The sequence below is a fragment of the Streptomyces sp. VNUA24 genome (assembly GCF_029167005.1).
Classification (GTDB): Bacteria; Actinomycetota; Actinomycetes; order Streptomycetales; family Streptomycetaceae; genus Streptomyces; species Streptomyces scabiei.
Genome location: NZ_CP119143.1, coordinates 6,565,716 through 6,590,806 on the forward strand (window position 1 = coordinate 6,565,716; position 25,091 = coordinate 6,590,806).

General features: G+C 69.6%; 26 protein-coding genes and 1 tRNA gene. 18 read left to right on the top strand and 9 right to left on the bottom strand.

From position 1 onward, the window contains the following. Positions 1 to 14: 14 nt before the first annotated feature. Together PYR72_RS28145 and PYR72_RS28150 are read left to right on the top strand one after the other, a co-directional pair. Positions 15 to 659: an RNA polymerase sigma factor gene (locus PYR72_RS28145; protein WP_275457894.1), complete on the top strand. Its 645-nt coding sequence runs from the start codon at positions 15 to 17 to the stop codon at positions 657 to 659. Beyond that, complete coding sequence (locus tag PYR72_RS28150) at positions 656 to 1,759, top strand: CU044_5270 family protein (RefSeq protein ID WP_275457895.1); 1,104 nt, start codon at positions 656 to 658, stop codon at positions 1,757 to 1,759. The genes PYR72_RS28145 and PYR72_RS28150 overlap by 4 nt, the downstream gene beginning before the upstream one ends. Before the next feature lie 931 nt (positions 1,760 to 2,690). Here PYR72_RS28150 and PYR72_RS28155 read toward each other — a convergent pair. From PYR72_RS28155 to PYR72_RS28170, 4 genes are all read right to left on the bottom strand, one after another. Next, positions 2,691 to 4,001: a hypothetical protein gene (locus PYR72_RS28155; protein ID WP_275457896.1), complete on the bottom strand. Its 1,311-nt coding sequence runs from the start codon at positions 3,999 to 4,001 to the stop codon at positions 2,691 to 2,693. A gap of 456 nt (positions 4,002 to 4,457) precedes the next feature. After that, positions 4,458 to 4,850, bottom strand: coding sequence for a hypothetical protein (locus PYR72_RS28160; RefSeq protein ID WP_275457897.1), 393 nt, complete (start codon positions 4,848 to 4,850; stop codon positions 4,458 to 4,460). After that, complete coding sequence (locus PYR72_RS28165) at positions 4,844 to 5,272, bottom strand: ATP-binding protein (protein ID WP_275457898.1); 429 nt, start codon at positions 5,270 to 5,272, stop codon at positions 4,844 to 4,846. Before PYR72_RS28165 ends, PYR72_RS28160 begins: the two co-directional genes overlap by 7 nt. Before the next feature lie 46 nt (positions 5,273 to 5,318). Next, positions 5,319 to 5,726: an NUDIX hydrolase gene (locus PYR72_RS28170; protein ID WP_275460542.1), complete on the bottom strand. Its 408-nt coding sequence runs from the start codon at positions 5,724 to 5,726 to the stop codon at positions 5,319 to 5,321. 107 nt (positions 5,727 to 5,833) lie between these two features. Here PYR72_RS28170 and PYR72_RS28175 point away from each other — a divergent pair, with 107 nt between their 5' ends. The 10 genes from PYR72_RS28175 (at position 5,834) to PYR72_RS28220 (ending at position 12,735) form a co-directional block, all read left to right on the top strand. Then, positions 5,834 to 6,622, top strand: a complete 789-nt coding sequence (locus PYR72_RS28175) for a GntR family transcriptional regulator (protein ID WP_060903208.1) — start codon at positions 5,834 to 5,836, stop codon at positions 6,620 to 6,622. 168 nt (positions 6,623 to 6,790) lie between these two features. Next, positions 6,791 to 7,147 (top strand): hypothetical protein, encoded by a 357-nt coding sequence (locus tag PYR72_RS28180; RefSeq protein WP_275457899.1) that lies wholly within the window; start codon positions 6,791 to 6,793, stop codon positions 7,145 to 7,147. Beyond that, on the top strand, positions 7,147 to 8,523 hold the full coding sequence (locus PYR72_RS28185; protein ID WP_275457900.1) for an FtsK/SpoIIIE domain-containing protein: 1,377 nt from the start codon (positions 7,147 to 7,149) through the stop codon (positions 8,521 to 8,523). Before PYR72_RS28180 ends, PYR72_RS28185 begins: the two co-directional genes overlap by 1 nt. Before the next feature lie 88 nt (positions 8,524 to 8,611). Further along, positions 8,612 to 9,262: a DUF2637 domain-containing protein gene (locus PYR72_RS28190; protein ID WP_275457901.1), complete on the top strand. Its 651-nt coding sequence runs from the start codon at positions 8,612 to 8,614 to the stop codon at positions 9,260 to 9,262. Between the two features lie 11 nt (positions 9,263 to 9,273). Then, positions 9,274 to 9,465, top strand: coding sequence for a mobile element transfer protein (locus PYR72_RS28195; protein WP_031059711.1), 192 nt, complete (start codon positions 9,274 to 9,276; stop codon positions 9,463 to 9,465). Between the two features lie 24 nt (positions 9,466 to 9,489). Then, positions 9,490 to 9,684, top strand: coding sequence for a hypothetical protein (locus PYR72_RS28200; protein WP_033531893.1), 195 nt, complete (start codon positions 9,490 to 9,492; stop codon positions 9,682 to 9,684). A 25-nt stretch (positions 9,685 to 9,709) separates the two neighbouring features. Beyond that, positions 9,710 to 9,955, top strand: a complete 246-nt coding sequence (locus PYR72_RS28205; protein WP_107464697.1) for a SpdD protein — start codon at positions 9,710 to 9,712, stop codon at positions 9,953 to 9,955. Between the two features lie 155 nt (positions 9,956 to 10,110). Then, entirely contained in the window at positions 10,111 to 11,394 is a 1,284-nt protein-coding gene (locus PYR72_RS28210; protein WP_275460543.1) for a replication initiator, read from the top strand. Beyond that, positions 11,387 to 11,599 (top strand): helix-turn-helix domain-containing protein, encoded by a 213-nt coding sequence (locus PYR72_RS28215; protein WP_275457902.1) that lies wholly within the window; start codon positions 11,387 to 11,389, stop codon positions 11,597 to 11,599. The genes PYR72_RS28210 and PYR72_RS28215 overlap by 8 nt, the downstream gene beginning before the upstream one ends. Then, positions 11,599 to 12,735, top strand: coding sequence for a site-specific integrase (locus PYR72_RS28220; protein ID WP_275457903.1), 1,137 nt, complete (start codon positions 11,599 to 11,601; stop codon positions 12,733 to 12,735). The genes PYR72_RS28215 and PYR72_RS28220 overlap by 1 nt, the downstream gene beginning before the upstream one ends. Positions 12,736 to 12,836: 101 nt before the next feature. Here the strand turns inward: PYR72_RS28220 and PYR72_RS28225 are convergent. Beyond that, positions 12,837 to 12,909: transfer RNA gene (locus tag PYR72_RS28225), tRNA-Arg, on the bottom strand. A gap of 218 nt (positions 12,910 to 13,127) precedes the next feature. Here PYR72_RS28225 and PYR72_RS28230 point away from each other — a divergent pair. From PYR72_RS28230 to PYR72_RS28240, 3 genes are all read left to right on the top strand, one after another. Beyond that, on the top strand, positions 13,128 to 14,297 hold the full coding sequence (locus PYR72_RS28230; RefSeq protein ID WP_275457904.1) for an ATP-binding cassette domain-containing protein: 1,170 nt from the start codon (positions 13,128 to 13,130) through the stop codon (positions 14,295 to 14,297). Between the two features lie 129 nt (positions 14,298 to 14,426). Beyond that, positions 14,427 to 15,161, top strand: coding sequence for an ABC-2 family transporter protein (locus PYR72_RS28235; RefSeq protein WP_275460544.1), 735 nt, complete (start codon positions 14,427 to 14,429; stop codon positions 15,159 to 15,161). A gap of 2 nt (positions 15,162 to 15,163) precedes the next feature. After that, a complete protein-coding gene (locus PYR72_RS28240; protein ID WP_275457905.1) occupies positions 15,164 to 15,985 on the top strand; it encodes an ABC-2 family transporter protein in 822 nt (273 codons plus the stop codon). 51 nt (positions 15,986 to 16,036) lie between these two features. Here the strand turns inward: PYR72_RS28240 and PYR72_RS28245 are convergent, their stop codons facing one another. From PYR72_RS28245 to PYR72_RS28255, 3 genes are all read right to left on the bottom strand, one after another. Further along, positions 16,037 to 16,777, bottom strand: coding sequence for a TetR/AcrR family transcriptional regulator (locus PYR72_RS28245; RefSeq protein ID WP_275457906.1), 741 nt, complete (start codon positions 16,775 to 16,777; stop codon positions 16,037 to 16,039). Between the two features lie 186 nt (positions 16,778 to 16,963). Beyond that, positions 16,964 to 18,694: an IclR family transcriptional regulator C-terminal domain-containing protein gene (locus tag PYR72_RS28250; protein ID WP_275457907.1), complete on the bottom strand. Its 1,731-nt coding sequence runs from the start codon at positions 18,692 to 18,694 to the stop codon at positions 16,964 to 16,966. Between the two features lie 358 nt (positions 18,695 to 19,052). Beyond that, entirely contained in the window at positions 19,053 to 20,447 is a 1,395-nt protein-coding gene (locus PYR72_RS28255; RefSeq protein ID WP_275457908.1) for a M6 family metalloprotease domain-containing protein, read from the bottom strand. Positions 20,448 to 20,719: 272 nt separating this feature from the next. Between PYR72_RS28255 and PYR72_RS28260 the strand changes: the two genes are divergently transcribed. Together PYR72_RS28260 and PYR72_RS28265 are read left to right on the top strand one after the other, a co-directional pair. Continuing rightward, positions 20,720 to 21,379: a TetR/AcrR family transcriptional regulator gene (locus tag PYR72_RS28260; RefSeq protein ID WP_275457909.1), complete on the top strand. Its 660-nt coding sequence runs from the start codon at positions 20,720 to 20,722 to the stop codon at positions 21,377 to 21,379. 156 nt (positions 21,380 to 21,535) lie between these two features. Further along, positions 21,536 to 23,104 carry an MFS transporter gene (locus PYR72_RS28265; RefSeq protein ID WP_275457910.1) on the top strand — a complete coding sequence of 523 codons (1,569 nt, stop codon included), beginning with the start codon at positions 21,536 to 21,538 and terminating at the stop codon, positions 23,102 to 23,104. A 465-nt stretch (positions 23,105 to 23,569) separates the two neighbouring features. Here the strand turns inward: PYR72_RS28265 and PYR72_RS28270 are convergent, their stop codons facing one another. Continuing rightward, positions 23,570 to 24,076 carry a MarR family transcriptional regulator gene (locus tag PYR72_RS28270; RefSeq protein WP_275457911.1) on the bottom strand — a complete coding sequence of 169 codons (507 nt, stop codon included), beginning with the start codon at positions 24,074 to 24,076 and terminating at the stop codon, positions 23,570 to 23,572. Between the two features lie 207 nt (positions 24,077 to 24,283). Between PYR72_RS28270 and PYR72_RS28275 the strand changes: the two genes are divergently transcribed. After that, the gene (locus PYR72_RS28275) at positions 24,284 to 25,069 is read left to right on the top strand and encodes a class III extradiol ring-cleavage dioxygenase (protein WP_275457912.1); all 786 of its coding nucleotides are present in this window, start codon (positions 24,284 to 24,286) and stop codon (positions 25,067 to 25,069) included. Positions 25,070 to 25,091: the final 22 nt, after the last annotated feature.

Genomic DNA, 25,091 nt, shown 5'->3' on the forward strand with positions numbered 1-25,091 from the left:
CGTCAGCTCAAGACGTGACCACAGATATGCGAACCCGGGTGCGAAACGGAGATCCGGACGCCTTCGCGGAACTCTTCGACGCGTGCGCCCTCGCGGTGTACAACCACGCCTTCCGGCTGACCGCCGACTGGTCGCTGGCCGAGGACGTGATGTCGACGACCTTCATGGAGGCGTGGCGGCGCCGGGCCTCGGTGGAGGCCGAAGGCGGCTCGCTGCGTCCGTGGCTGCTGGGCATCGCCACCAACGTCGCCCGTTCCCACCACCGCAGCAACCGCCGCTACCGCACCGCGGCGAGCGCCGCGGCCGCCGCGCACGCCGCCGAGGAACGGGTCGAGGACCACGCCGAGGAGACCGCCGGACGCCTGGACGACCGGCGCCGCATCAACGCCACGCTCGCCGCCCTCAGCCTGCTCAAGCGCCCCGAGCGTGAGGTCCTGACGCTGTGCCTGTGGGAGGGGCTGGAGTACACCGAGGCGGCCCGCGCCCTGGGTATCCCGGTCGGCACCGTCCGCTCCCGCCTCTCCCGCGCCCGCGCCAAGCTGCGCAAGCTCGCCGACGCGCAACTGCTCGGAGAAAAAAGGGAACCCATTCGCATGAACCGGCAGATAACAGGTGATCGCGGATACGCGGTCCGGTCCGCACAGGAAGGAAACCGATGAACGCCAGCCCCTCCCACCGGCCCCACCCGGCCGAGTGGACGGAGACGCAGAGTCTGCTGCCCTCCGCCGAGCGGGATCTGCCGGCGGGCCGCCACCAGTTCCACAGGGAGCAGATGATGGCCCGGATCCACGAAGACCTCCGCACCCCCTCCCGTACGTCCGCCACCTCTCCGGTCGCGCCCGTGAAGCGCTCCAACCCGTTCCTGCGCCGTACGATCCTCCTGCCCGCCGCGGCCCTCGCCCTGGCCGGCGCGGTCGCGGGCGGCCTCACCCTCACCGGCGGCGGCGACGGGGCCGGTGGCCACGGCCGCACGACCGTCCTGGCCACCGGCCCCGCACTGACCACCAGCATTGGCGTCGCCGACGCCAAGGGCGCCCCCCAGCTCCTCGAACGCATCTCCCTGGCCGCCGCCGACACCTCCGAGCCCACCCCGCGCAAGGGCCAGTACATCTACATCGCCTCGAAGGTGGCCGACACCTACATCGCGGTCGACGGCGACAACAAGAGCGCGGCGGTCAGTACCAAGCTGCACTCCCGCCAGGTCTGGAAATCCCTCGACGGCAGGGACGGCTGGCTGATCGAGGCCGGTGAGACCAGCGACAAGGGCATGACCCTGCAGAGCGACACCCCGGACAGCGCCGCCTACAACGCCCTGGCCGAGCTGCCGACCGACCCCGACGCGCTGCTGCGGCGGATCTACCGCGCTTCGGACGCCGTCCGGGACCCCGAAGTCCCCCGCGACCAGGCGGCCTTCGTCGCGATCGGCGATCTGCTGTTCGAGAGCTACCCGCCCGCCGAGGTCGGCGCCGCCCTCTACAAGGCCGCGGCCAAGATCCCCGGCGTCGTCGCGGTGAACGACGCGGTCGACGCCACGGGCAGGCACGGGATCGCGATCGCGCGGGAGGACCCCGTAGCCGGCGAGCGCACCGAGTGGATCTTCGACAAGAAGACGCTGCGGTTCCTCGGCGAGCGCGTCGTGGTGGTCAAGGCCACGCCTGACAGTCCCCTCAAGGTCGGTACCGTCGCGCACACCAGCGCGATCACCGAGCGCGCGGTCGTCGACGCCACCCGGCAGGTCCCCGGGCAGGCAAGTTCGTGACCTGGATCGAGCGGACCCATCACCGCCGCCGCAGACAGGCCTCACTCGACCGGCTGACCCCGTCGAATTCGAGACCGTCATGACCACGCCGGCCGTCCAGACCGCGTGCCCGAACCCGTCACCTGAACCTGCACCAGACCCGACCCTGTCCGGCGCGGTTCACCTTGCACATTGCTGAACGCCATATGTCCGGATAGGACTGCCGTCACCCTTGCCGTCAAAGGCCCCGGACCATGATCGGTCCGGGGCCTTTTCGCTGGTGCCCCCGGCAGGATTCGAACCTGCGACACCCGCTTTAGGAGAGAGGCGGGGGAGCAAGGCCGCTGACCTGGAGCTTCGATACCTGCCCAGGCTGCTGAGAATTCGCCCGCGAGATACCCCCGTTGACCGTGGCTGACCCCTGCATCTGGCACGGCAGTGGCACGAACCTCAGCCGACGACAGTCAGCCACGACGGCGGGTGCGTCGGCCGACCACGCACGCGTATGCCTCGCTGTACCCCCACCGGTCTCAGCCACGCTACTGGCTTGTGTCGTCGACCAGAGCAAGCTCTGACGGCGGATCCCGTCACGACGATGCGCGAGCCCTCAGCTTGGGAAGCCCAGGTGATTCGAGGTAGCCGCTGTGCCGACCTGCGGCGGAGCCTGAGCGGCGTCCGGTTGGCTGCTTACCGCTTACCCGGCATTCCCCGTGGTTCCCCGCACGACCTGGCACGGATCTGGCACGCCCCCGAGTCTTGGCCGAACACAGGTCCACCCGAGAGTCGTCGGCCTCGGCATCGCCACGACGCAGAATGACGTACGCAGGTTCCCCCCCCGGCTCTGCGGACGGTTCAGCCTCATGCTCGTTGGGCCGTCCGGAGTCCAGTCTCGGCCGCCAGGCTCCACCGTTGTCCGGCGACGTTAATGAGCCGGTAATGTCAACCGTGAGGATCAAATCACCTTTCCATTTTCGATAATGATGTGCTCCGCGCAGAATCGAAGAAGGGGTACCTCGCGAGCCAGTTCCGCATCGTTAACGAAAGGGAAATAGCGCGGGCGTGCACCGTCCTTAGCGTGCACGAGGGAATTGCGTGTCTGATAGATCCTCTTAGCCAGAGCGCTTTTCACTTCGGGTTCACGTTCATTGGCGAGGTCAACCGTGACATTCTCGGAAAATGATGGCGATTGCTTCTTGTAATAATCGAGTAGATCACCGTCGTGGGCGTTTAGTTCGCTGGCAAGTCTCGGGAGGTCTACGTACTTATCGAGGACTAGATTAAGTGCGCGCTGTTCGTCCACGCCTCCCTCGTCGCGAACCTTTCTCTGCGTAGAAGAGATCAGCTTTATGACACCCTGAATATCCTTAGCTCGCTTGAGGGAGAAGGCAGGATCGGCAATTTTCCTGCGCACCTGCTCTACGAAATCGTCATTGAATACGCGCTCAAAGAAGTGCTCTGCAATGTGATAGTACGAAAGGTACTGAAGCATAGGACTGTCGGCGGAGACCGCGAGTTGATAATGATGCACGAGGTCGGATTTGTAAGTCATTCGAGGGGCATCCATCGTTGCGTCGGCCGCCCGACCTCTCCTCCTCACGCGACCCGAGGAGACCAAGTGCTCTAGATTATCCGCAACTCGATAGGAGACGTCATAGTTGTAGGCAAGTTGGAACAGAAAGGCCTCGGAGATCTCCCTGAAGTCGGACCGCGGCTTGGCCGATTCTATTTTCAGAGTGATAAATGGAACGATTTCTCCGACGATTCTCCGAGCAAGTGGAGCGCCAGGTTTGATCATGTTTTGCACATCTTCGGGAGATAGGTAGATTTGCAAATCTCGCCGATTGCGTGACGTGCGCAGAAAATTTGCCCTTCGCGCCTGATCGCCCTCTCTCATTTCCCTTAGCACGCTTAGCGAAAATTCCAGACTGGGATTTCCGATGGAGAATTTGAGCCCATTTTCATCGAAGGAGGACGTTTCTTCGATTGTGCGAATATTGAACCCCATCCGCGCAATGCTCGTGGCATTGCGGACCACCATTACTTCAAAGGAAGTTCCCCAGCTTACTTCCGCGCCTTGCAGCCCCCTAGCCGCATTGGCGCGTTCCATGGCGGACTTGATCTCTGCGACTTCAAGTCGGTCGATTCGATGCGCCGTGTCGAGGGTAACTGGTTTCTGCAGGATCACTTGACTTTCCGTCCAGGCGTCGATTGCCAGGACGAGTTTCAAGCAATCCATCGCCTCTTCAAAATCAATCTCGGTCATAGAACCGCATCCCCTCCCCGCTTGCGCTCTGATCCAAGTGTTATACCCTCACGGGCTGGCTGATGCGTCCGGTTTACGCATCTTGGGCCAGGTCAAAGGTCGGCGGAGCGGGTTTGGCCGGTGGCCTGCCCGGTCTGGGGTCGAGCATGATCAGGGGGCCGTACGCTGGCTGGCAACTCGGGCAGGCTTTGGGCCTGACCGCAATGTGCACGAGTGGCCCCCTGGTCTTGCTCGACGTGGGACCCGGACCGGGGAGGTGGCTAAAGCCGTGGAGCCGACCGCCCCAGCCGCGACGTACCCCTTCTCTCCGGCATCAGGTGGCTGCATGCTTTGAGCGCGGCACGGGCGCCGGCCGGGCTGGAGCGGGGCGGAGACAGGAGCGCAGGCCCGGTCGGGGGCCGGGCCGCGCGCGGGGAGCGGAGCGAGCCGCCTTGAACCAGTAGAGAAAGTTGTAACTCAGTTGGTCTGCTGGGGCGGTCGGGGCTTGAAGTCGTATGCGCAAGCTGGCAGTTCTGTGGCCTGGCGGTGTGCGAGAGGCAGAAAGATCACGGGGCGGATCGTCCAGGTGATGCGGGTCGAGTCGAAGGTGACTGACACGGTGCAGGGCTCGGAGCGCATGAGGGCTCGGCGTGTGTCTATGCGGCCGTCGTACAGCCACTGCCATGCCTGCTCGGATGCTTCCGGGTCGAATGCCGGTGAGATGGTGCGGAGCGCGACGGCTACCCATCGGTCGGCCTGGGGTGCCGTGTAGGCGTCGAAGGATGCCCGGAGTACCAACTCGCCCTCGTCGGTGAGGTCTTTGGTCCAGCACTCGCACCAGTAGCCCCGGCGGGCTTCGTCCTTCAGCACAGGTGGTCTCCCGGTCGGGTGCCGGTGAACAGTTCCGCGGTGACCGTGTAGCCGCCGTTGCTGCCGTGGACGACGACCCGGTGGGCGAGTGCGGTGACCATGCCCAGGCCCCGGCCGTGTTCGGCCTCGTCGTCCTGGTGCTCGGCCTTGGGGGTCGTGCCGGTTCCTCCGCCGTCCGTGACCGAGAGGGCGATCACCTGCCGGGTTACCGCGAGGGCCAGGTGGAAGCTGCCGGATTCCATGCCGCTGGCCGTGTGGAGGATCGCGTTCGCGCTCAGCTCGCTCACGATCAGCTCGGCGTCCTCGGCCAGGGGAGATCCGCGCAGGATGTCGCGGGTCCAGCGGCGGGCCCGGCTCACCTCTTCCGGAAATCCTGGGCAAGTGAGTCCCCAGACCCGGGCGATGCTCGTATACTCGTGCATACAAGTTCCTTCGTGCTGGTAGGCCGCCATGTGCAGCGGGTTCGGGCTAGACGAGTTTCACGCCGTCGTGGGCGCGGATGGCCGGCGGGGATGCCGCGTCCAATGCGTCGGTGACGCGGATCGCGTATGCCTCGTCGGCAAGCTCGGTGACTTCTTCACGGGTGGCCCAGCGCAGTGCGCGGGTCTCGTCGCCGGTGGTCGGTGTGCCGTCGGCCGCCTCGCAGCGGAAGACCAGCGAGACGATCAGGCCTGTCATGTTCTTGTAGACGCCGGTCAGGGTCGCGGGAAGTGCGATCTTGATGCCGGTCTCTTCGAGGACTTCGCGCTGGAGGGCTTCGGGGAGGGTTTCCTCGCGTTCGAGGACTCCGCCCGGGGGTTCCCACTTGCCGTTGTCACGGCGTTTGATCAAGAGGGCCCGGCCCTGGTCGTCGACGATGACTCCGGCGACGCTCACGGAGTGCGGACGTTCGGTGCTCACGTTCCTCGGCCCTCTCGGCTGGCTAGGCTCTCCACCGTAGCAACAACAATCGCCCACTCGTCTAGATATCTAAAGGAGTACACGTGCCCTCTCTTCCTTCCGGCTTCCTCGGTGATCTCGATCCCACGAGTGATCGTGCGGTCTTTCGGCAGATCGCCGACCAGTTGCGCGAGGCCATCGACCGTGGGCGGTTCAAGGAGGGTGAAAAACTGCCCTCGGAGGCTGAGCTTGTTGACCACTACGGGGTATCCCGGATGACGGTCCGCAACTCCTTCTCCGTCCTCCAGGGCGAAGGGCTCGTGCATGCCGAGCACGGCAAGGGCGTCTTCGTCCGGCCCCGGCCGCCCGTGCGGCGGCTCGCCTCCGACCGGTTCGCCCGGCGCCACCGCGAGCAGGGGAAGGCGGCCTTCATCGTCGAAGCCAACGCGGCCGGCAGTCACCCCCAGGTCGACAGCCTTGAGGTCAAGGAAGAAAAGGCCAGTCAGGACGTATCGACACGGCTCGGGTCCGTGCGGCGGGTGCTGGCTCGTCGGCGCCGGTATCTCCTCGACGGGCGGCCGGTCGAGTTCGCCACCTCGTATCTGCCGCTCGACATCGCGCGCGGTACGCCGATTGCTGAGCCGAACCCCGGGCCCGGCGGGATCTACGCCCGTCTCGAAGAGCTGGGTCACCGCCTCGACCACTTCGAGGAGGAGATCCGCGCCCGGATGCCTTCGCCTGCCGAGGTGAAGACGCTTCGGCTGGCCTCCGGTGTGCCGGTGATCCATCTGATCCGGACTGCTTTCGATGCCGAGGGGCGGGCCGTGGAGGTCTGCGACACGGTCATGGCGGCGGATGCGTACGTGCTGTCGTATCAGCTTCCGGCGACGTGATGAGGTGATTTGCGGTGGTGCGCGGGGGACGCTTCTCCGACTCGTACGCCCCAACACGCATACTCGTATAGACGAGTGGGCAAGTGGTGTGGCAGGGTGGTCCACATGAGCCCGGAGGTCGGGTTCACAGACCGCATCATGTATAGACGAGTAGATGGGTGAATTTCCTTGCGCACCATTCGTGTTGAGACCTCGGCCGCGACGATCCTGCTGACCGAGGCTCCCGAGCCCAAGGTCCGGGACCGGCAGACGGGCGAGATCGCCAAGGACGCTCTCAGCGGGGAAGCGCTGATGACGATCGGCGTCGTCTACATCGAGGACGGTGAGTCGTCGCTGGTCAAGGTCACCGTGCCTGAGGGCGGTGTGGCCGAGGGGCTGACGCTGGGGGCGCCGGTCTCGCTGCCGGGGCTGGTGGCCCGGCCGTGGGAGTCGGTGTTCAACGGGCAGCAGCGTCACGGCATCGCTTTCCGCGCCGCCGCCGTGACTCCGGCTGCCTTCCCGGCCGCCATGGGGGCCACGGCCTGATGTCCGATCTGGTGACTCTTCTAGAGGTGGGTGGTCCTGTCGCCGCGCTCGGTGGCGGGGCTGCCTACACCCGGGCCAAGCACCCTCGCGTGTACTGGCCCACGGTCGGCCTGCCGATATCGACCGCCCGGCTCTTCAGCTCGTACAGCTCCGTCATGGAGGCGTGCGGGCTGACCGTGGCGCCGTCCCGGCTGCGGGTCCTCGCCGTCAAGGCCACCACTCGGCGAGAGGTCCGGCCGGTACCGCCCCGGCGGGGCATCATCCGGCCCACCTCAACCGGGCTGCGGCTCCGCCTCCGGCTCGCCCCGGGCCAGGAACCCGCCGACGTCGCCGCCTCGGCCGAACGGCTGCGGCACGCCTGGGGCGTCCACGCCGTGTACGTGACGACGGTCAAGCCGGGCGTGGTCGAACTTCGGCTCGTCGGCTTCGACGTGCTGCGGAACGTCCGGATGCCCCGGAAAGCCACCGCCGAACTCCTCAAGGTGCCCGTGGCACTGCGGGAAGACGCCACCCCGTTCGTACGCGACTACCGCACCATTCCGCATCAGCTCACCCTCGGCGCCACCCTGTCGGGCAAGTCCATGTACCTGCGCCACCTGATCACCGGACTCGCCCGGCAACCCGTCGCGCTCGTCGGCATCGACTGCAAGCGAGGGGTGGAGCTGGCGCCGTTCGCCTCCCGGCTCTCCGCCCTCGCCACCGATCCCGACGAAGCTGCCGAGCTGCTGCCCGTGCTCATCAAGGAAATGGAGGACCGCTATGACCTGATCAAGGCCCGGCAGGGCATCGCACCGGGCACACCCGACGAGGAGATCACCTCCGACATCTGGGGCCTGCCCGAGAGCGAACGCCCGGTGCCGATCGTGCTGTTCGTCGACGAGGTGGCCGAACTCTTCCTCGTCGCCACGAAGAAGGACGAGGAACGGCGAGACGAGATGGTCACCCAGCTCATCCGGCTCGCCCAGCTCGGCCGCGCCGCCGGGATCTACCTGGAGGTGTGCGGGCAGCGCTTCGGCGCTGAGCTGGGCAAGGGTGCCACGATGCTCCGGGCTCAGCTGACCGGACGGGTCTGCCACCGCGTCAACGACGAAGCCTCCGCGAAGATGGCGCTCGGCGACATCGCCCCAGAAGCGGTCTTCGCCGCCTGCGCCATCGCTCCCGAGCTGCCCGGCCTGGCCGTGGCCGGTGACACCTCCGGCGGCTGGTCCCGCATCCGCACCCCGTACCTCTCCCTCAGCGACGCTGCCGGGATCTGCCGGGAGGCGGCCCCCCTGGTGCCCGACCTGCCCGCGCTCAAGCCCTTCCGCCCCGACACCCCCGCACGGCCCGTCGAGTCCTCGGCCCCGACGGTGCAGCCGCACCCGGTGACCGACTGACCTTCGCCCACCCCTCACCCCGGTCGGCGTGACCGTCTCACGCCAACTCCCTACCCCTGTCATGCCTGAATCCGAAAAGGAGCCGCTCATGCGCGCCCAACTGGCCCGTGTCGACGCGGTGCTCGTCCAGGCGCTCATCGCCGCCGCGCTGTCCTTCGCCCACCTGCACGACATCGCCTCGGCGGCCGGTCAGGACGGGTGGAAGGCGTGGGCCTACCCGGTCTCGGTCGACCTGCTGCTCGTCGCCGCCTGGCGCCGACTGCGCTCGGGTGAGGCGAAAGCGGCCGGGTGGTGCTGGTTCGTCATCGCCCTCGCCGCCTCCCTCGGCGCGAACGTCGCCACCGCCGGCCTCCTCGACCTCGACAACGTCCCGGCCTGGCTGCGCATCCTCGTCGCGGGCTGGCCCGCCGTCGCCTTCCTCGGCGGAACCCTCCTCGCCCACACCACCCCCGCGACAGCCGGCGAAGACCACAAGGGCCCCGAGGACACGGACGACACCGTGGACCAGGAGCACGCGCCCGAACCTGCCCCCGAGGAACCGCCGCCGACACCACCGGCCATCGAGCCACCGCCGCCCGAGCGGCCCGCCGTACCCGTCCCGGCCGCCCTCGTCGAACACGCCCGCAAGGTCGCCGCCGAACACCACACCCGCACGGGAGCACCGATCGACACCCCGACGCTCCGCGCCCGCCTCGGCGTCCCCGCGCCCATGGCCGAAGCCATCGCCGCCCACCTCTGAGAGGAGATCCCGTGTCCGCCAACCGCCGCTTCCGCAACGTCACCCGCATCGGCCCGGTCCAGGTCGCCACGTCCTACGACGGCCGGGGCCGCGAGAAGCACACCGCCGCCTGTACGGCTCCGCGCTGCGGCTTCTCCGCCGACTACGACAGCCGTGCCGCCGCCGAGCTTGCCGCACGCACCCATCGCTGCCCCGTCCGCTGATCCTCCGAAGGGACCCCGTACACCGTGACCGTCAGCCTGCCGCTCGTCGTCGTCCTCGGCTTCTTCGCCTGGGGAGCGGTCAAGTTCCTCGGCGTCCGCACCTGGGTCGTCGTCCTGATCGCCCTCTTCGGCTTCTACCTCTCTCAGACCTTCCTCGCCCCCGCCATCGAGTCCGGCACCCGCTCCGGCGTGGACGTCATAAACGGCTCACATGCCTAGACGAGTAGATGAGGAGAACGTGACCGTGTTCCTGCCCAAGTACCCCGACAGCCCCACCCCGCCGCCCGCACACACCCACACCCCGGCCGATCCGGCGCCCGTACGGCGCTCGCTCCCGGCGGTCTCCATCAGTCCCGGAGTCGTGGCGGCCGTGGTCGTCGGCGGTGTCGTCCTCACCGCGCTCCTGGCCGCCGTCGCCGTCTCGGCCGTCTCCGTCGCCATCGCGGCCGTGGTCCTGCGCTCCCTGATCCGCGAGCAGAACCGGCGCTGAACGCGCACGACACCCGGGGCGGCACACACGACCAAGCATCTGCCGCCCCGGGGCCATCACTCCTGACCGAGCCAGTCAGAAGGAGAACCGCCATCTTCACCCGCACGACACCGCCCCCGCTCCCGGAACTCGCGAAGCTCGCGGAGCACGGCACCCTGCCCGGTATCCTTCGCCAGCTCTCCGGCCTCGGCGGCTGCACCAACCCGATCCGCCTCGACGGCCACCGCACCGAGCACGACGTCGACACCACGACCGGCGAGATCGGCCGCGTCCTCCAGCACCTCGACTCCACCGACCTCCCGGCCGGCCAACTCCTCGTCCGCTGCAACAATCGCCGTACGACTCGGTGCGCGGCCTGCTCCGAGGTCTACCGCCGCGACACCTTCCACCTGATCACCTCCGGCCTGCGCGGCGGCAAGGGCGTCCCCGAACACGTCGCCACCCACCCGCGCGTCTTCGCCACCTTCACCGCACCCAGCTTCGGCCCCGTCCACAACCGCCCCTCCAGCGGACGCCCCTGCCGCTGCGGCACCCACCACGACCAGGACGACGCCGTACTCGGTACCGCCCTCGACCCGGACACCTACGACTACGAAGCGGCCGTCCTCTGGAACGCCCACGCCGGTCCGCTCTGGCGACGCTTCTCCACCTACCTCCGCCGGGAAGTCGCCAAGCGCGCGGGCCTGTCACAACGCCGCTTCCGCGACCACGCCCGCGTCTCCTTCGCCAAGGTCGCCGAGTACCAAAAGCGCGGCGCCGTCCACTTCCACGCCGTCATCCGCATCGACGGCCCCACCGGCGGCGACACCCCACCCCCGCCCTGGGCCACCGCCGAACTCCTCACCGACGCCATCAAAACAGCGGCGGCCAAGGTCCGAGTCGACGGCCCGGCCATCGACGGACGCACCCACACCTTCACCTTCGGCCCCCAACTCGACGTCCGCACCATCCGATCCGCCGACTTCAACGACGGCCAGGAACTGACCGAGCGCGCGGTCGCCTCGTACATCGCCAAGTACGCCACCAAGGGCGCCGAAACCGCCACGGGAGCTCTCGACCGCCCACTCAAGTTCGCCGCCGAACTCGCCCAGCTCGACATCAGCGACCACGCCCGCCGCCTCATCCGAACCGCCTGGACCCTCGGCGCCCGCAAAGATCTCGAACACCTCCGCCTCCGCGCCTGGGCCCACATGCTCGGCTTCCGCGGCCACTTCTCCACCAAATCCCGCCGCTACTCCACCACGCTCGGCGCCCTCCGCGACGCCCGCGCCGAATGGCGCCGCGCACAAGCCGCGACAGCCAACGGACCGACTCCGGATACGACGTACGTCCTCGCCCACTGGGTCTTTGCAGGAACCGGACTCTCCGACACCGAAGCCTGGCTCGCCGAATCCCTCACCCCCGCTCCCGGAACGGAAGGAGAACCCACCCGTGGCTGACCGCTACCTCACCGTGGCGCAGGTGGCCGAACTCCTCGGCACCACAGAACGCTTCCCGCGTCGCCTCGTCGCCGAGCGACGCATTGCGTTCGTCAAGGTCGGCCGCCACGTCCGCATCCCAGAGAGCGCGGTGAATGCCTTCATCGACGCAAACACGGTGCAGCCGATCGGCCACCGGCGAGGCTCTCTCCGGAGGGCCGCCTGATGGCCAACAAGAAGGGGAGGCGCAGAAACTTCGGGTCGGTCCGGCAGCTTCCGTCCGGTCGGTGGCAGGTCCGCTACCGCGACCCGGAGACGGGCCAGTTGCGTCCGGCCGAGAAGACCTACCCGACCAAGACCGATGCTCAAGCCGCTCTCACGCACATCGAGTCCGACATCACGCGTGGGCAGTGGTCGGACCCGGACGCCGGGGCGGTGAACTTCGAGGAGTACGCAACCGCGTGGCTGCGGGACCGGAAGCTCGCCGACCGTACCCGAGAGCGGAACGAGTCGGTGGTGCGGCTGCACATCCTGCCCACCTTCGGGGCCGGATCGGTGGCCGACGTGACGACGACTCGGGTGCGCAGTTGGCGCGGCAGGCTCCTCGCCGCCGGCATCGGTGAGCCGACGGTCGTCAAGGCGTACCAACTGCTGCGGGCCCTGATGAACACGGCCGTGGACGACGAGCTGATCCGGCGCAACCCGTGCCGCGTCAAGGGGGCGGATCGCTACGACGTACCCGAGCGGCCGATCCTCACGGTGCCCGAGGTCTTCGCCGTCGCCGACTCCATTGCGCCGCGCTACCGGCTGCTCGTGCTCCTGGCGGCCTTCACGACGCTGCGGTTCGGGGAGCTGGCGGCCCTGCGGCGTCGGGACATCGACCAGGAGGGGCTGACCGTCACTGTTCGCCGGGCTCAGGCTGAGTTGCAGAGCGGTCTGCTGTTCGACAAGGCGCCGAAGTCTGCGGCCGGGGTGCGTACCGTCTCCTTCCCGGCCGAGCTGCTCGGCGAGGTCACGCGTCATCTGGAGCACTTCGCGGCTCCTGGTCGTGACGGTCACGTCTTCGTCGGGCCGCAGGGCGGGCAACTGCGACGAAGCAACTTCCGCGATGACTGGGTCAAGGCCCGGAAGGCTGCGGGCGTCACGGCCGAGCTGCACTTCCACGATCTTCGGCACACGGGCAACACGCTGGCCTCGACGGCCGGGGCCAGCACCCGTGAGCTGATGACTCGCATGGGCCACAGCAGCTCGCGCGCCGCGCTGATCTACCAGCACATGACCAGCGACCGTGACCGGGCCATCGCCGACCGGCTCGGGGTGATGATCCGCGAGGGCGGGGGAGAGTCCACCGGCCAGGAGTGATGTGGCATCCGCGTGGCATTAGTGGCACGCGTGTGGCACGGCCTCGAACACGACGAAGGGCCAGCCTGGGAGGAAAACCTCCTGAGCTGGCCCTTTGGCTGTGCCCCCGGCAGGATTCGAACCTGCGACACCCGCTTTAGGAGAGCGGTGCTCTATCCCCTGAGCTACGAAGGCAAGGTGCCCGGTCAGTGTAGCGGGTGGTGGGGTGGTGGGGTGGGGGTTGGTGTCCGGGGTGGGGTGGGGGTGGGCCGGAACTGGGTGGGGTGGGCAAACAAATCGGTTTTGCGGGGCGTGGGGCGGGCCTAGCATGCCTGCCGGTGCTTCGGATGCTGTTCGGTGGGTCGGACGGTGTGGTGGGGCTCGACCGAGCCGGCTGAGGGGATGTGGGGCCGTTGTCTGCGGTGATCGAGGCGCGTGGGCTGTCCAAGGTGTTCCGGACGACCGTGCGGCGGCCCGGCCTCGCGGGGGCGCTCAGATCGCTCGTCAGTCCGCAGCGCGTGGACAAGGTCGCGGTGCGGGACGTCGAATTCAGCGTGGGGCGGGGGGAGTTGCTCGCCCTGCTCGGTCCCAACGGGGCCGGGAAGTCCACCACCATCAAGATGCTCACCGGCATTCTCACGCCCACCTCCGGTGAGGCGGTCGTCGCCGGGGTCGTCCCGCACCGGGACCGGGAGCGCAACGCCCACAACATCGGGGCCGTGTTCGGGCAGCGGACGCAGTTGTGGTGGGACCTGCCCGCGCGGGACTCGTTCGAGATCCTCCGGGACATCTACGGGGTCCCCGAGGGGCAGTTCCGGGACCGTATCGAGGAGTTCGACGGGCTGCTCGAACTCTCCGAGTTCTGGGACACCCGCGTCCGGCACCTGTCGCTCGGGCAGCGGGTCCGCTGCGATCTCGCCGCCTCCCTGCTGCACGACCCGCCCGTCGTCTTCCTCGACGAGCCCACCATCGGCATGGACGTGGTGGTCAAGGAGCAGGTGCGGCGGTTCCTGCGGCACCAGGTCGAGCAGCGCGACCGTACGGTCCTGCTCACCACGCACGACATGACCGAGGTGGAACGGCTCGCCGAGCGCGTCGTGCTCATCAACCACGGCCGGATCGTCCTCGACGGCTCGCTCCAGGAGATCCGGCGCCGCTTCGGCGGCACCTGGCAGGTCCGGGCCACCCTCGCCGACCCGGCAGACGTCGACATCGTCGCGACCGTCGGCGCCGGCGCCCCCGTTCCGCTGCCCGGGTTCGCCGGGGTCGGGGTGCTCCGCCGGGAAGGGCCGCGCGTCGTGTTCGGGCCGGTCGGGGAGGACGCGCCCAGCGTGCACGAGGCGCTGAAGGTGATCATCGGGCGGTTCCGGGTCGCTGACCTCGCACTGGAGGAGAACGACCTGGAGGACGTCATGCGCGCCGCCTACCTGAGTGACCTGCCACCAGCCGGTCCGACGACAGCAGACCAGGATCCCGTCACACCCACTCCACCCACTCCACCCACTCCACCTGCCACACCTGCCACACCTGCCGCACCTGGTACATCCGCCTCGGCCTCCGCCTCCCCCTCCCAGGGCGGCTGACCCATGGCCGCCCCGTCCACCCGGTCCACCCCGTCCGCCCCACCCGCCCCGCCCGCCCCGTCCGTCCTCACCCGTGCCCGCCGCGTCTCCTGGATCACCCCCCGCGGTGAACTGCTCGCCCCGCCCCGGATGACCGCGACCGCCGTACGCCTCCTCGTCCAGGTCTGCCTGGTCGTCTTTCTCTGGCGCGGGCTGTACGCGAACACCGACTCCAGCGCCGGGCTCGACGAGACCCAGGCCGTCGGCTATGCCGTCCTCGCCGTGCTCGCGAGCCGTATCCGCGGCCTCGACCGGCGGGCGGGCCGCGACACGGTGATCCAGCACCTGCACTTCGGCACGATCGTCTACTGGTACCTGCGGCCGATGAGGCCCCAGCGCTACTACGCGCTGCGCGCCCTCGGCGACCAGCTGTACGGCTTCGGCTGGGTGCTCGCCGGATACCTGCTGTCCCTCGCCGCCGGAGTCGTCGCCCCGCCCGCCTCCGCCGCCGTGGCCGGGGTCTTCGCGGTGAGCCTGCTGCTCGGCCAACTGGTCCTGTACTACGTGATGATGCTGGTCGACCTGCTGTGCTTCTGGACCCTGCGCAACGAGGCGGCCCTGCTGATCCTCGTCTTCGCGCAGAACCTGCTCTCCGGCGTGTACGCCCCGCTGTGGTACTTCCCGGACTGGTTCATCACGCTCAGCGCGTTCCTGCCGTTCCAGGCGACGCTCGGCGTACCGCTGTCCATCTACGTCGGCCGGATCGCCGTCGGCGACGCCTTCGGGCAGCTGGCGGTGCAGGCCGTCTGGATCGTGCTGCTCGCGCTGCTCACCCGCCGGCTCTGGGAACGGGCCGGCCGTCGCGTCGTGGCCCAGGGAGGATGACCATGACGGCACCCCATGGGACCGCGCACGCGTGGCGGGTCGTCTGGCGGATCACCAGGCTCAACTTCAAGGCCCGGCTGGAGTACCGGGGCGAGTTCCTGATGAACGTCGCCGTCGGCGCGATCTGGCAGGTCTCCATCGTCGTCTTCGCCTCGGTCCTGCTCACGCGGTTCCCCGGACTCGGCGGCTGGTCCAGCTCCGACGTGCTGCTCATCGCCAGCATGCGCATGCTGGCCCACGGGCTGTACGTGCTCTTTCTCGGCCGCGTCCAGTACATGCAGGTCCTCGTCCAGGAGGGGATCGTCGACCCCTGCCTGATCCGTCCGATGCCGGTCTACCGGCAGGTCCAGCTCGCCTTCTTCCCGGTCAACGCCATCGGTGACCTGGTCGTCGCGGCCGGACTGTTCGTCGCCGCGCTGCAGCGCAGTTCCCTGGACTGGACGGCGGGCCGGATCGCGTACGTGCTGGCCGGGGTGGCCGGCGGCATGCTGGTCGAGGCCGCGCTCTTCACCGCCCTGGCCGCCGCCGCGCTGCACTTCCCGGCCACCGCGTACTGGAGCCAGTGGCTGGAGGAGCTGATGGGGACCTTCGGCAGCTACCCCCTCAGCATCCTCCCGAGGGCCGTGTCCGCCGCCTTCACCTTCGTCGTCCCGCTCGCCTTCATCGCGTACTTCCCGGCCGGGGTACTGACCGGCCACGGCGACGCGATGGGCGTACCGGAGGCGCTGGCGGTCGCCTCCCCCTTCATCGGTCTCACCGCGTTCGTCCTGTCGCGGCTGCTGTGGAACTGGAGTCTGAGCAGATACACCGGCGTCAACGGGTGAGGAGAGGAGACGAGTTGAGGTGGCTTCCCCCGAACTCAGGCGTGAGTCGGCTCACTTCAGCCGTGTCTCCAGCCCGTCCAGCACCCGGTCGAGCCCGTACCGGAACCCCTCCTCCCGGGCCTCCCGCGGGTCCGCGCCCCGCTGTTCGGCGTAGCCCTCGCGCAGCAGGGGGAAGTCCTGGGCGGCCTGCTCGGCGGCCGGCCACAGCCGTTCGACCATGCTCTGCTCGTCCTCGCCGCTGCGGGCGAGGACGTTGAGCCAGGCGGCCTCGCTGGTGGCCGTGCCGATGACGTACGCGACGAGCGTCGACAGCGCCCGGTCGGCCTCGTCGGCCGGGAACCCGGCGGTGGTGAGCAGCTTCAGCATGGCCTCGGAGCTGCGCATCCAGTTCGGGCCGAGATAGGACATGCCCAGCTCGCCGAGGATCGAGGCCATCCAGGGGTGGCGCAGGATCGTGGCGCGCAGGCTGTGGGCGCATCTGGCCGTGTCGGCACGCCAGTTCGCCGGGACGGGGTCGGCCTCGACCTCGATCTCGCCGTAGATCTCGTCGACGGCCAGCTCCAGCAGCTCGTCCTTGTTGGCCACATGGCGGTAGAGGGAGGTCGCTCCGGCGCCCAGTCGGCCGCCGAGCTTGCGCATGCTGAGCGCGTCGATCCCCTCCTCGTCGAGCAGCCGCAGCGCCTCGGCGACGATGTGCTCCCGGCTCAGCACGGGCTGCTCCCGTGCGGTCCGGGGCCGCGTCCACACGGACTGGAACCCCTCCTGCTTCCTGACCGGCTTCTCGGGTGCCATGGGGAGCCTCTCCTCTGCTGCGTACGGCTGACGCGCACAGCGTACGGCTGACGCGGCTCGCGTACGGTGTTCGCTCACGGTGTTCGCGACGGACCGGAGCCCTCACGTGCGGACTCCGGTGTTCGGCGTTCGGTGTTCGGTGTTCGGTGTTCGGCGTAGGGCGTCGGGCATGGGGTGGGGCGCAGGTCAGACCTCGGGGACGCGGCGGAACATCCCCGCCACCGCCAGCTCGCCCTCGATCCGCCCCGCCGCGTCCCGCAGTGCGGGCAGGACCTCCTCCACGCACTCCGCCACCGAACGGCGGCTGCTGTGCATGGCGACGTTCACCGCGGCGACGACCCTCCCGCCACCCTCTCGCACCGGCACGGCGACGGACCGCAGGCCCTCCTCCAACTCCCCGTCGACGAGGGCGTATCCGGTCTCCCGTACGCGCTCCAGGACGGTCCGCAGTTCCTGCCGGTCGGTGACCGTGTGCGGGGTGAGGGCGGCGAGAGCGTCCGGCAGGGGGGCCTGCGGGAGCAGGTCGGCGAGCATGACGCGGCCCAGGGAGGTCGCGTACGCCGGCAGCCGGGTGCCGAGGGTGATGTTGGCGCTCATGATGCTGCTGGTGGCGACCCGTGCCGTGTACTGCACCTCGTCCCCGCCCCCGGTGAGGATCGCGAGGGACGCCGAGTCGTGGACGCGCGCGGAGAGTTCGGCCAGGTGCGGCGCGGCGATGCGGGGGAGGGGCAGCATCGACAGGGGTGGGAAGCCCAGGCCCAGGACGCGGGGGGTGAGGCGGAAGACACGGTCGGACGACTCGACGTACCCCAGGTGTTCGAGGGTGATCAGCGCGCGCCGGGCCGTCGCACGGGCGAGCCCCGTGGTCCGGGCGACCTCGGTGAGGGTCAGCTCGGCGCGTCCCTCGCCGAACGAGGTGATCACGGTGAGCCCTCGGGCGAGCGACTCGATGAACTCCCGGCCCAGTTCCTGCTTGGAGGCGCCCGTCCAGGCGGCGAGACCGGAGGGGGCGGAAGGGATGGAGGGGATGGAGGGGATGGAAGGGGCGGAAGCGGCGGCCGGGGGCGAGGGTCTGCGCAACTCGCCCTGCTCGCGCGGCAGTTCCTGTTCCATCGCCGCCACGGCCGTCCGCAGCCTCGGCAGCAGCGTCGATCGCAGGGACTCCGCCGTGTGCCGGCTGGTGTGGCTGACGACGTTCGCCACGCACGCGATGCGTCCCGTACGGGGGTCCCGCACGGGTACGGACACCGCGACCAGCCCCGGTTCGATCAACTGGTCGTCCAGCGCCCACCCTTGGGCGCCCGCCCGTGCCGTACGGTCCTCGAAGTCGTCGTACGCCCCGGCACGCGGAGGCACCGCCGGGAAGCCGTGGCCCTCCGGGTCGGCCGTGCGGCGGGTCCGCCACCGGGCCCAGTCGGTCGGCTCCCACTCGGTGGCGAACAGCGGTCCGGGGGCGGTGCGTTCGGCGGGGAGGAGGTCGCCGATGCGGAAGCTGAGGGACATCGCGCGGCGGCGGGTCGCCTGGTGGATGAAGCGGATGCCGTCCCGGTCGCGGACCGCGAGGGAGACCGACTCGTCCAGTTCGTCGGCGAGGGCGTCGGCGTGGGCGTCGAGGAGGCGGGGGAGGCGCAGGGCCGCCAGATAGGCGTTGCCCAGCTCCATCAGGCGGGGGGCGAGGACGGCGTCGCGGCCGTCCAGGCGTACGTAGCCCATGCGGGCCAGCGTCGCCGTGATCCGGTCGACCGTGGAGCGCGCGAGCCCGGTGGCCTTCTCCAGCGCGCTCGGACTCAGCGTCCCGTCCGCCTCGGTGAGCCGACGCAGCACGGCGATGCCCCGCATCAGGGGTGCGACGGCTTCTGCGGGCGCGGCGGTCGTGGCGGGGGTGGTGGCGGCCGCGCCGGGGGCGTTCGGGAGCATGCGCTCACGGTAATGCGCCCCGGCCGCGCCGCCACGCCGGGTGCTCAGTGGCTCGGAATTCCGCTCCCTTGCGCCCCTGACCAGCGGCCGACGGGGATCCGAACGCGGCCGGCGGTGGACTGAGAAGCGCGGGGCGCAGCCCCTGCCTTTCAGGGGCGCGGCGAACTGCGCGAGAAGCCCCACCGGCCCCGCACCCGACAACGCACCCGACCACGCACCCCCGACATCCGCCCCCCTCCCACTCCGCGCCCCCTCCCGCTCCGCGCCCCCCTCCCGCTCCGCGCCCCCCTCCCGCTCCGCGCCCCCCTCCCACTCCGCCCCCCCTCCCACTCCGCGACCCCTCCCGCTCCCCGCCCCCTCACCTCCGCCTGACCACCACCCGATGGCTCCCCCCGGCCTCCACCCCCACCACGGCGATCTCCACCGCCGCCCGTCTGTCCCTGAACGTCTCACCGGGGACCAGCGGCGCGTCGGACAGTTCCGCGTGGACGTTGGGGCTGCGGGTGCACCCCCCGCTGTCCCGGCGGGCGTCGTGCACCTTGATGGGCCCGTTCCCGGTGTCGACCGTCGCGTCGACCCGGTACACGAGCACCCCCGGCCGGCACACCGCCGCGTCGTTGCCCGCCCGGGTCCGCAGCTCGGCGACGTACGCCGACCGGGAGCCCAGTGGGACGACGACCAGCTTCGCGCCTCCGGCGGTGGCGAGCGGGGTCAGCGTGTACGCGGCCGCGCCTGCCGCCGCCGCGCAGCCGACCTGCGTCTCGTCGAGCCACCCGAGCTTCCACTTGTGCCAGCCCAGCAGATCGTTGTCGACGCCCCAGTCCTCGCTCATGATGTCCCAGTGCCCGACCGCGCCCCCGCCCTCGTGGGTGTAGAGGTCGGGCAGCCCGAACACATGGCCGTTCTCGTGGGGCAGCACCCGGTACCCGGTCTCCCCGTACGAACCCGAGCCGTCGTCCTGCCGGCTGTAGACGAACGACGCGTTGGCGACCGGCACGCCGTCCGCGATCGGTGCCTCCCGGTTGCCGGCGAAGGTCACCGACAGGACCGTGTCGAGGGCGGAGGGGCCCGCGTTCGGGGTGACAAGCACGTTGATCAGGTCGTACGACCGGAAGTCCACGAGTGGATCAGCGGCCCGCACCATGTCCTGGACCAGGCGGCGGTAGCCGGGGTCGAAGGGGGCGCCGCGCTCTATGCCGTACGAGCGGAAGGACTTCGGCATCCGCAGCCAGTCGGTGAGCGGCGCCTCGGGGCGGTAGTCGATACGGCCGTAACTGCTGGTCCTGAACCACTTCTGGGTCTGCGGGGCGAACTCCGCGAAGCGGTCCATCGCGCTGCCCTCGCCGGGCGCGTCGGAGAAGTCGATCATCAGGTTGAGCGCGCGGACCGTGCCGGTGGAGCGGGCGTAGCCGGGCGGGGTGGGGATGCCCTCGGACATCTGCGTGCCGAGCGGGCCGCGGATCATGCAGGGGTCGAGCGTCGAACCGCGCAGCAGGGCGCCGGCCCCCGCGGCCCTGGTCGTCTCCTTCGCCACCAGCTGCCCGGTGCCGGCCGAGGTGGTGACCGCGAGCGTGAGGGCGGTGACGGAGGCGAGCGCGACGATCCGGCGCGGACGTATCCGGCGCGAACGGGCCCGTTGGCTCTGGTGGCTCTGGTGGCTCTGGTGGCTCTGGTGGGTCTGGTGGGTCTGGTGGGTCCGGTGGGGACGTGTCCGGCGCGCGGGTATCCCGTTTCTGCGGAACGGCTGCTGCATCCACGCGCCCTTCGCTCCACGGCAGCCGTCCGTGACGAGGCTGTCCTCTTTCGATCACCCTCGGACGAGGGGTGCGCGGGCGCGCGCTGGAAGGGCCGAACGTGGGCAGCCGCCTCTGTGACTCAGGTCACAGGAGAAGTCTTCGGTGAGGGGAAATAACCGGGGACCGTCTCCCCGTTTAGCCTTGTGTCCGAACGAAACGGGGACTCCATCCCCGGATAGTCACCGGGCGCCCCCCACACACCACCGGATCAGCAGCAGAGGAGTACGCCGTGGAGACCGCCACCGCCACCGCCGTACGTCGCAAGGTGTCCCGCCCCCGGGCCGACGCCCTGCGCAACCGGGAGCGGATCGTCGGCGCCGCCCGGGAGATGTTCGTGGAGTTCGGCCCCGATGTGCCGCTCGACGAGATCGCCCGGCGGGCCGGCGTCGGCAACGCCACGCTGTACCGCAACTTCCCGGACCGCGACGCGCTGGTCCGTGAGGTCGTCTGCTCCGTCATGGACCGTACGGCCCTGGCGGCCGAGGCCGCGCTCACCGAGACCGGTGACGCGTTCGAGGCGCTCTCGCGCTTCGTGCACATCTCGGCCGACGAACGGATCAGCGCGCTCTGCCCGATGATCCAGAACACGTTCGACCAGCACCACCCCGACCTGGAGGCGGCGCGCGAGCGGCTGGAGGAGCAGGTCGAGGGGATCATGCAGCGGGCCCGGGACGCCGGGCAGCTCCGTTCCGACGTGGGCGTCGGCGACCTGATGATCGCCGTCAGCCAGCTCAGCAGGCCCCCGGCCGGCACCCAGTGCGCGGGCGTCGACCGGTTCCTCCACCGCCATCTGCAACTGCTCCTGGACGGCCTACGCGCCCCGGCCCCCTCCGAACTGCCCGGTGCTCCGGTCACCGTGGAGGACCTACGGAGGCCCTGCCCGTCCTGATCCGCTGACCCACTGACCTGCTGACCTGCTGACCTGCTGATCTCTCTGATCCGCTGACCCCGAGGCTGTCGACGACGACAAGCCGCTCCCTCACGACGCCCTTATCCGTCACCGATACCGATCTTTCCGTCACGAAGTCCCGAAGTGGGTACCCCCATGTCCGAAACAGTCCGCAGCGCCTCCGGATCCTCCGGATCGGCCGCCGACCTGCAGAAGCAGCAGGACGACGCGCACGCCAGCCGCTGGAAAGCGCTCGTCTTCATCGCCCTCGCCCAGCTGATGGTCGTGCTCGACGCGACCATCGTGAACATCGCCCTCCCGTCCGCCCAGCAGGACCTCGGGATATCCGACGGCAACCGTCAGTGGGTCATCACCGCCTACGCCCTGGCCTTCGGCGGTCTGCTCCTCTTCGGCGGCCGTATCTCCGACCTGTGGGGCCGCAAGCGCACCTTCGTCACCGGCCTGATCGGCTTCGCCGGCGCCTCCGCACTGGGCGGCGCGGCCACCGGTGAGGCGATGATGCTGGGCGCCCGCGCGCTCCAGGGCGCCTTCGGCGCGCTGCTCGCGCCCGCCGCGCTCTCCCTCCTCGCCGTGATGTTCACCGACGCCAAGGAGCGCGCCAAGGCGTTCGGCATCTACGGCGCGATCGCCGGTGGCGGCGGCGCCGTGGGCCTGATCCTCGGCGGCTTCCTCACCGAGTACCTCGACTGGCGCTGGACGTTCTTCGTCAACATCCCGTTCGCGGTGATCGCCGCGGTCGGCGCGTACTTCGTCATCCGTGAGCCGGCGGGCGGCCGCAACCGCTCCCCGCTCGACATCCCCGGCGTGGTCCTGTCCACCCTGGGCCTGGTCTCCCTGGTCTACGGCTTCACCCGGGCCGAGTCCGACGGCTGGGGCGACTCGATGACGATCACCCTGTTCGTCGCCTCTGCGGTCCTCCTCGCGGCCTTCGTGTTCGTCGAGTCCAAGGTCAAGGCCCCGCTGCTGCCGCTGCGCGTGATCACCGAGCGCAACCGTGCCGGTGTCTACCTCTCCCTCGGTCTCGCGATCATCGCGATGTTCGGCCTGTTCCTCTTCCTGACCTACTACCTGCAGATCGTGAAGGGCTACTCGCCGGTCAAGACCGGGTTCGCCTTCCTGCCCATGATCGTGGGCATGATCACCGGCTCGACGCAGATCGGCACCCGCCTCATGACCCGGGTCGCGCCGCGCCTGCTGATGGCCCCCGGCTTCCTGGTCGCCGGCCTCGGCATGCTCCTGCTGACGCAGATGGAGGTCGACTCCTCCTACGCCGGCCTGCTCCTGCCGGCGCAGCTGCTGCTCGGCCTGGGCATGGGTACGGCGTTCATGCCGGCGATGTCCCTGGCGACGTACGGGGTCGAGCCGCGTGACGCGGGCGTGGCCTCCGCCATGGTCAACACCTCGCAGCAGGTCGGCGGCGCCATCGGTACGGCGCTGCTGAACACGATCGCCGCCTCCGCGACCACGTCCTACATCGCGGACCACATCGGTTCGGCCACCTCGAAGCCGGCCGCCCAGCTGGTCCAGCTCCAGGGCATGGTCCACGGGTACACCAACGCGATCTGGTTCGCCGTGGCCATCCTGGTGGTGTCCGCCACCATCGCCTTCACCTTCGTCACCACGGGCAAGCCCGACATGGCGGCGACGGGATCGGACGACGAGGGCGCGACGGACGAGCTGAAGGTCCCGGTGATCGCCCACTGAGTACCGCGCCGGACTGACGGAAGCCGTGCCGGAAAGGGAGGGGCGGGGCAGGGGGTCACCCCCTGCCCCGCCCCTCCCGCACAACGGCAGGCGGCCCCAGAGGCGCGCGACCCCACCCACCCCGGACACCGCCTGCACCTGTGGGGCCCGCGACCCCGCGGACCCCCGGATCCCCCGTCACCCCTTGGGGCCCACGACCCCATTGACCCCCGGATCCCCCGTCACCCCCTGGGGCCCGCGACCCCACGGACCCCACGGACACCTTCACGACCCCACGGACACCTTCACGACCCCGCGGACTTGCAGGCCCCCCAAGCGGTCCCACCCGCTACGGACTTCCCGGACCCCACGACCCCTCAGGCACGGCACGGGCCCCCACACCCCCACGCTCCCCTACGCGCCCCCAGCCCCCGAGCACCCCTCAAGGGAAACGGCGACGACCCCGCCGCCGAACCCGGCGGAGCGCTACCGGAGCCACGGCAGGTCCGCCCCCGCCTCGCTGGGCTGGAGCCCCTCCGCGACGATCCCCATGATCTCGCCGAGCGCCTTCACCTGGTCGTCGGTGAGACGGTTGAACAGCGCCTGCCGCACCGCGCCCACATGCCCGGGCGCGCTCTGGCCGAGCATCTCCTGACCGCCGTCCGTCAGCACCGTGAACTGGCCCCGCTTGTCCGACGGGCAGTCCTCGCGCCGCACCCACCCGTTCTTCTCCAGCCGGGCCACGGCGTGGGACAGCCGTGATCGCGTGATCTTCGTCTGCATCGCCAGCTCGGTCATCCGCAGCCGCCGCTGCGGAGCCTCGGACAGAACGACGAGCAGATGGTAGTAAAGGTGCGGCATGCCCGCGTCACGCTGCAGCTGGCGGTCGAGGTGGTCCTCCAACAGGGTCGTAGCGTGGACATAGGCCAGCCAGGTGCGCCGCTCCTCGGCGGTGAGCCAGCGCGGTTCTTCCTCAGTGGATGCGGTCTTCATGCTCCCACTGTACGAGGCCCCTTCTTGAATTTTGAACTATAGAGATGTAAGGTGAAACCAGAAATATTGAGACTTCAACTACTGGGGAGTTGGGAGGAGTCTCAAGCGCCTGGTGAGCCAGGCGAATCCAAGGAGACAGAAGCGACCACCGGGCCCGCCGAGGCGCGCGCGTCGTGGTGCGTCGCGTGTGCTGAGGGAGTCACCCCTATGTCCGCCGCCCCCGTCGAGCGCATGCCCGCCCTGTACCTGAGCCACGGGGCCCCGCCGCTCGCCGACGACCCGATCTGGCCCGGCGAACTGGCCGCCTGGTCCGCGACCCTGCCCCGCCCCAAGGCCATCCTCATGATCTCCGCGCACTGGGAGGAGGCCCCCCTCGCCCTCGGTGCGGTCACCACCATCCCCCTCGTCTACGACTTCTGGGGCTTCCCCGAGCACTACTACCAGGTCCAGTACGCCGCCCCGGGCGCCCCCGAGCTGGCCGCCTCGGTCCGCAAGCTGCTCCAGGCCCCCGGCATCCCCGTCCAGGACATCCCCGACCGGGGTCTGGACCACGGCGCGTACGTCCCGCTGGTGGAGATGTACCCGGACGCCGACATCCCGGTCCTGCAGATCTCCATGCCGACCCTCGACCCGGTGAAGCTGATGGACATCGGCCGCAAGCTCGCCCCCCTGCGCGACGAGGGCGTGCTGATCGTCGGCTCCGGTTTCTTCACCCACAACCTCGCCGCCCTCCGCCAGGCCGGGACCCCCGCCTGGTCCGCCGAGTTCGACGACTGGGGTCACCAGGCCCTCGAAACCCGCGACTGGGACTCCCTGCTCGACTTCCTGCACAAGTCCCCGGCCGGCCAGCTGGCCCACCCCCGCACGGAGCACTTCGCCCCCCTCTTCGTCACGATGGGCGCGGCCGAGGCCGCCGGCGAGCTGGACGCCCAGCGGTCGGTGATCGACGGCTTCTGGCTGGGCCTGGCGAAGCGGTCGGTGCAGTTCGGGTAAGGGGTGACAGTTGGCCCGCGGG